This is a genomic window from Alcanivorax sp. HI0083 (assembly GCF_001635175.1).
On the sequence record NZ_LWFX01001035.1, the window covers coordinates 1 to 5864 of the forward strand.

The 5864-nt window shown below is 64.5% G+C and carries 5 protein-coding genes and 1 pseudogene; all 6 read left to right on the top strand.

The window, feature by feature from the left end; translation table 11 throughout:
- Positions 1-196: pseudogene (locus A3754_RS27720) on the top strand (DUF2868 domain-containing protein); the annotation flags it as partial.
- The gene (locus A3754_RS13240; RefSeq protein WP_063520067.1) at positions 196-1665 is read left to right on the top strand and encodes a GTPase/DUF3482 domain-containing protein; all 1470 of its coding nucleotides are present in this window, start codon (positions 196-198) and stop codon (positions 1663-1665) included. The pseudogene A3754_RS27720 and the gene A3754_RS13240, both read left to right, overlap by 1 nt.
- Positions 1666-1794: 129 nt before the next feature.
- Positions 1795-2301 (top strand): MarR family winged helix-turn-helix transcriptional regulator, encoded by a 507-nt coding sequence (locus A3754_RS13245; RefSeq protein ID WP_063520068.1) that lies wholly within the window; start codon positions 1795-1797, stop codon positions 2299-2301.
- 10 nt (positions 2302-2311) lie between these two features.
- Positions 2312-4420, top strand: a complete 2109-nt coding sequence (locus tag A3754_RS13250; RefSeq protein WP_063520069.1) for an FUSC family protein — start codon at positions 2312-2314, stop codon at positions 4418-4420.
- Positions 4410-4610: a DUF1656 domain-containing protein gene (locus tag A3754_RS13255; protein ID WP_007148706.1), complete on the top strand. Its 201-nt coding sequence runs from the start codon at positions 4410-4412 to the stop codon at positions 4608-4610. The genes A3754_RS13250 and A3754_RS13255 overlap by 11 nt, the downstream gene beginning before the upstream one ends.
- Before the next feature lie 22 nt (positions 4611-4632).
- A complete protein-coding gene (locus A3754_RS13260) occupies positions 4633-5622 on the top strand; it encodes an HlyD family secretion protein (protein ID WP_063520070.1) in 990 nt (329 codons plus the stop codon).
- Positions 5623-5864: the final 242 nt, after the last annotated feature.

Genomic DNA, 5864 nt, shown 5'->3' on the forward strand with positions numbered 1-5864 from the left:
GAGCGACTTTATTTTTGATGCCCGCGAACAGGGTATGACGGCGCTGCTGGCGCTGGTGCCGCTGGCCGACGAAGACGGAGCGGCGTTGGCCGACCCGGGGTTGCTGGCCCAGTGGCAACGCTTTGTGGACCGCCAGCGCGACAGCCAGTTACTGCTGTGTGCCCCGGTGGCGGCAGAGAAGGAGCAGCAAGCCTGATGCACGAACCCGACAACGACACGCCGGCGCCTGGCGTGGACCTGCCGCGCTTTGCCGTGGTGGGCCACCCCAACAAGGGCAAGTCCAGCGTGGTGGCGACGCTGGCTCAGAACGACAGCATCGCCATCGCCATGGAGCCCGGCACCACCCGCGACAGTCACCGTTACCCCATGAAAGTGGATGACGTGACGCTGTATGAGCTGATCGACACCCCCGGCTTTCAGCGCCCCCGCAAGGTGCTGGCCTGGTTGCAGGGCCACAGCCTGTCCGCCTCGGATCGGCCGGAGACCGTGGCCGCTTTCGTGACCCAGCACCGTGATGACCCGCGTTACCACGACGAATGTGAATTGCTGCGGCCCATCGTGGAGGGCGCCGGGATCATCTATGTGGTGGATGGCTCCGTGCCCTATAACCGTGAGCACGAAGCGGAAATGAATGTTCTGCGCTGGACCGGCCGGCCCAGCCTGGCGCTGATCAACCAGATCGGCCCGGACGACCACAGCGCTGCCTGGGAAGCCGCGCTGGGCCAGTATTTCCAGATCGTGCGGCGCTTCGACGCGGTGCGTGCCCCGTTCGAAAAACACCTGGACCTGCTGCGCAGCTTTGGCCAGCTGGCGCCCCACTGGCGCGAACCGCTGGATGCGGCGCTGGAGTACCTGCAGGCCCTCAAGTTCGGCCGCGACAGCCAGGCCCTGGAGCGCATCGCCGATGCCCTGATCGACATGCTCGGCCACCAGGAAACCGCACGGTTGAGTGAGTTCGAAGACGTCAGCCCCCTGTTGCCCAAGCTGCAACAACGGTGGCAGAACTGGCAGCGTGAGCGCGAACAACGGCTGCGGGTGGCGGTGGAAGACCTGTACCAGCATCGCCGCCTGCAGCGTCAGGAAGAGGCGCTGGTCACCCCGCAAGGCGGTGACCTGTTCAGTGAGCGCACCCGTCAGCTATGGGGCATCAGCAAGACCCAGCTGGCCGCCGCCGGTTTTGGCGCCGGCGCCGTGGGCGGTGCCGGCATTGATGCGGTGGCGCTGGGGCATTCGTTGGGTGCCGGCGCGTTGATTGGCGGGTTATTGGGCGCCGCCGGCAGCTACTACTACAGCGACAAGCTCACCAAACTGAAATTCGGCCCGCTCAGTGGGGGATTCCGCGAAGCCGTCTACGGCCCCCTGCGGGACCCGCAGTTTGCCTATGTGGTGCTGGGCCGGGCACTGGTGCATTGGTATCAGGTCAGCCAGCGCAACCACGCCGGCCGTGATGTGCTGGTGGTTACCGGGGCGCAGGACCACTGGCTGACACAGATGGAGCGCAGCCATCGCAATGGCCTGCAAAAAAGCCTGCAGGCCCTGGCCAGCCGCCGCTTTGATCCCAGCAAACGCCAGCGGCTGATTGAGCAACTGGAGCTGGCCCAGCAGGCGTTCGCCCAGTGGCAGCTTAGGCCTTTTCAGGAATCCGGCGAAGCCTCTCCCAATTAAGCGATTAATATCAGTGGCATAGGGCCAACTCCCAAGCGGCGATAACTCAGCGACAACGGAATAGTTCATTTGTGTACTATTCCGTTGTATACTTTGTGAATCATGTTCATAAAGATTCAGGAGGGCTGTGTGAGCCGCTTCGACGCCACCGAAAATCGCATCAACCTGACCCATCAGCGCTTTCCCGGCTACCCCCGGGAACCGGCCATGCTGGTGCGGCTGGTCAAGGCCATCTCCCAGCACGTCCACGACACCGCCAACCTGGTGCTGCGCCAGTACGGGCTCAATCACACGGACTACAACGTGTTGATGATGCTGTACGGCTGCCAGCAGGAAGGCATGACCGTCACCCAGCTGCGCGATGCGGCGGCAGAGAAGTCGGCCAACGTGACCCGGGTGTGCAATATTCTCTGCGACCGGGGCTGGATGGCCCGCTATGCGGATCCCCAGGACCGGCGCCGGGTGTTGGTGTCCCTGACCCCGGAAGGGGAGGCGCTGGTGGAACAGTTTCTGCCGTCCATGTCGTCCCTGCTGAATCAGTACGGCGCCGCCTTCGATGCCCGGGAAACCGCCCAGTTGGAAAACCTGTTAAAGCGGTTGCTGGGGGTGGCCGAGCAGATCGAGCGCGAGCTGTGAGCGCGCCAGCATGAATGCCCGGCAGGAGACCGCCTCGCCCCGACCCTGGCTGATGGGCCAGTTGCGCGAAACCGCGCTGGACTGGCTCTACGTGGGCAAGGCGCTGCTGGCCATTTTTATCGGTGGCTGGCTGGCCATGCGTATGGACCTGCAGCAGCCAGCCACCACCATGATGACGGTGGCGTTGGTGATGCACCCGGCCAGTGGCATGGTGCTGGCGAAAAGTTTCTACCGGGCCATGGGCACACTGGTGGGCTGTGGCGTGGCTATCGCGCTGGTGGGCCTGTTCCCGCAGCAGCGTGAATTATTGTTGGTGGGCATGGCCCTGTGGATTGGTCTGTGCGCCGCCGGGGCGTCCCTGTATCGCAACTTCATGTCCTACGGTTTTGTGCTGTCCGGCTACACCGTGGCCATCGTGGTACTGCCGGTGGTGCAGCATCCGCTGGGGCTGTTTGATTCGGCGGTGATGCGGGTCAGCGAAGTGATGCTGGGCATTCTGGTGGCCGGGCTGGTGGGGGATGTGCTGTTTCCCCAGCGGTTGCGTATGGCTCTGCGCCAGCAGTTGGCTGACCAATACCGGGGCTTTCTGGCGTTTGTACGCGGCAGCCTGGGGGGCGTGCTGGCCCGTGAGGCGCTGGAAGAGGCCCATATGCGGTTTGTGGGCGAGACCATTCAGGTGGAAAACCTGCGTAGTTCCGTGGTGTTCGAGGACGCCGGCGTGCGGGCGCACAGCCCGCGCCTGCGCCAGCTCAACCAGCATTTCATGGAGGTCTCCACCAGCTACCAGACTCTGCATCATCTGATGAATCGCATGCATGCGCCCCATCACCGCGATACCCGCGACCGGTTGATGCAGCTGTGCGCGTTTGCCGCCACTGCCCTGGAAGGGGATTGTCAGCCCAGCCCGGAGGCTGCCGCGCGGCTGGCGTTGGAGCTGCAACACACCGAGCGGGCATTGCCCGGCAAGATCAGTGAGCAGCGCCAGGGGCTGACCTCGCGCCGGGAATTACTGGATTTCGACACTGGCGCCGAGCTGCTGGGCCGCTGTCTGCAGGAATTACAGGCCTATGTGCAGGCCTATGCGCAATTGCGCCGCCCCGGCGTGCCCACGGTGGCGCAGAAAGAGGTGGTGTTCCAGCACGGTAATGATCGCCTCGGCGCGCTGGTGAGCGGGGTGCGGGCCACGGTGACCATGTTGGTGATGGGCAGTTTCTGGATTCTGTCCGGCTGGGTCCATGGGGGCAGTGCCATGATGTTGGCGACGATTTTCACCGGCCTGTTTGCCAGTGCGCCGAACCCGTCAGCGGTGGTGCGGCAGATTACCCTGGGCTTTGCCACCGGTATGCCGCTGGCGTTTCTCTGTCAGTTTCTGGTGCTCACTCACATGGATGGCTTCGGCCTGATGGTGGCCGGCATCGTGCCGTTTCTGCTCACCGGGCTGTATCTCACTACTCGGCCGACGCTGGCCGGGTATGGCACCGGCTATGTACTCAGTTTTATCTACCTGTTGAATCTGCACAGCCCGATGACGTTCGACCCGGTGTATGTGGTCAACGAGGCGATCAGCCAGATTGGCGGGGTGCTGGCGGTGGCCGTGGCGTTCAGCCTGTTCGGCAACGCCTCCAGCAATGGCTGGTTGCGACATCGGTTGTTGCGCCAGCTGCGCTATCAGGTGGCCCGTGCCTGCGAGGCGCCGCTGAACGGGTTACGCCACCGCCTGGAAAGCGCCACCCGTGACCTGTTCATGCAGATCATGGTGCATGCGGGGCCGCGCGCTCGTGACTGGCTGCCCTGGGCGTTGTCGGTGCATGAAACCGGCCGTGCGGTGGTGGAGCTGCGCAGCCGACATGTGGCCCTGCCGCGGGCCGAGCAGGCCGCTGTTGTTACGGTGCTGGAGGCCTTCGCCCGTCTCTATCGCAGTGATGCGGACAAGCAACAAGGTGCCCACGAGAGGGCGTTGCTGGCGCTGGATACGGCCATGGCCACGGTGGCCGACCGCCCTGCCCTGCGTCAGCTGCATTTGCTGCGCCAGGCCCTGCTGGATACCCGCTCGGTACTGGTGGCGACGCCGGCTGCCAGTCCCCAACCGCATCAGGAGGAAGTGCCCCATGCCCCGTGAAATTGCCGTGCTGGATGCGCTGGTGCCCAGCCTGTTACTGGTGTTTGTCTTCAGTCTGCTGTTGCAGTGGGCGGTGGACTGGGTAGGCGGCCGTTATGGCCTGTACCGCTATGTTTGGCACCCGCCGTTGTTTCGGGTGGCCGTATTTTTCTGCTGTTTTGGTGGCCTGGGTTTGCTGGCCATGCAATGAGGTGGAAGGAGGAGAGAAAACCATGAAAACCCAATCCCTGATTCGGGCCTCGGTCACCCTGTTTATGGTGGCGCTGGCCGCCTTGCTGGCCTGGGCCCTGTGGCAGCACTACATGTATTCCCCCTGGACCCGGGATGGCCGGGTGCGGGCGCGTGTGGTGCAGGTGGCGCCGGATGTGTCCGGGCTGGTCAGCGAGGTGGCAGTGGCCGACAACCAGACCGTGCAGCAGGGCGATCTGTTGTTCGTGATCGACCGCAGCCGTTACCAGAATGCCCTGCAGCAGGCGGAGGCGGACCAGCGCGCCGCCGAAGCGGCAGCCCGCGCGGCCGGTGCGGATATTCGTGCTGCCCAGGCCAGCGCCGCCAAGGCGCGGGCCGAGTTTGCCATGCGCCAGGCGGAATCCCGGCGCCGGGATCGTATCGCTGAAGCGGTGTCCCGGGAGGTGCGCGATAACGCCCACAGTAACGCCGATGCGGCCCAGGCCCAGCTACAGGCGGCCCAGGCCAGCCATCAACGGGCCACCGCCAGCCAGCAGCAGTTGCTGGCCCGCTTGCAGCAGGCCAATGCCGCCCTGGCGCTGGCGCAGCTGAACCTGGAGCGCACGGAAGTGCGCGCCCCGGTGGACGGTTACGTCACCAACCTGGCGCTGTATCCGGGCGATTATGCCCACGCCGGGCAGGCGCATATGGCACTGATCGATCGGCATGACTTCTGGGTATACGGCTACTTCGAGGAAACCAAGCTGCCCAATGTGCATGTGGGTGATGCGGTGCAGGTGCGCCTGCTCAGTGGTGTCCGCGCCCATGGCACCGTAGACAGCATTGCCCATGGTATCGCCGACCGGGATAACCCCACCGGGGCCAACCTGCTGGCGGATGTGAACCCCACGTTCAACTGGGTGCGCCTGGCCCAGCGGGTGCCGGTGCGGGTGTCGATTGATGCAGACAGCCTGCCCGAGGGCACCGTGCTGGCGGCGGGAATGACCGCCACCCTGACCCTGAATCCCTCCTGAAGGGGCCCGTCGTTGGGCAGGAAAACAGGGTCGGGCAGATAATTGCACGCCGCTTAACCGCTAAAACCTGCCTGGCAGCGGGTAACGGTGGGCGCTTTATTGCGTGAGGCTGGCGTGAAGGTGAACATGAAACGACCGTACGAGGACGAGTCATGTTACCCGAAGAAATCAAGCACAAGCTGGCTACCCTGTCCCGCCCTGGTTGGCGCCCCCGAGTCGGCCCGGCGGTGCCGGGGGCACGC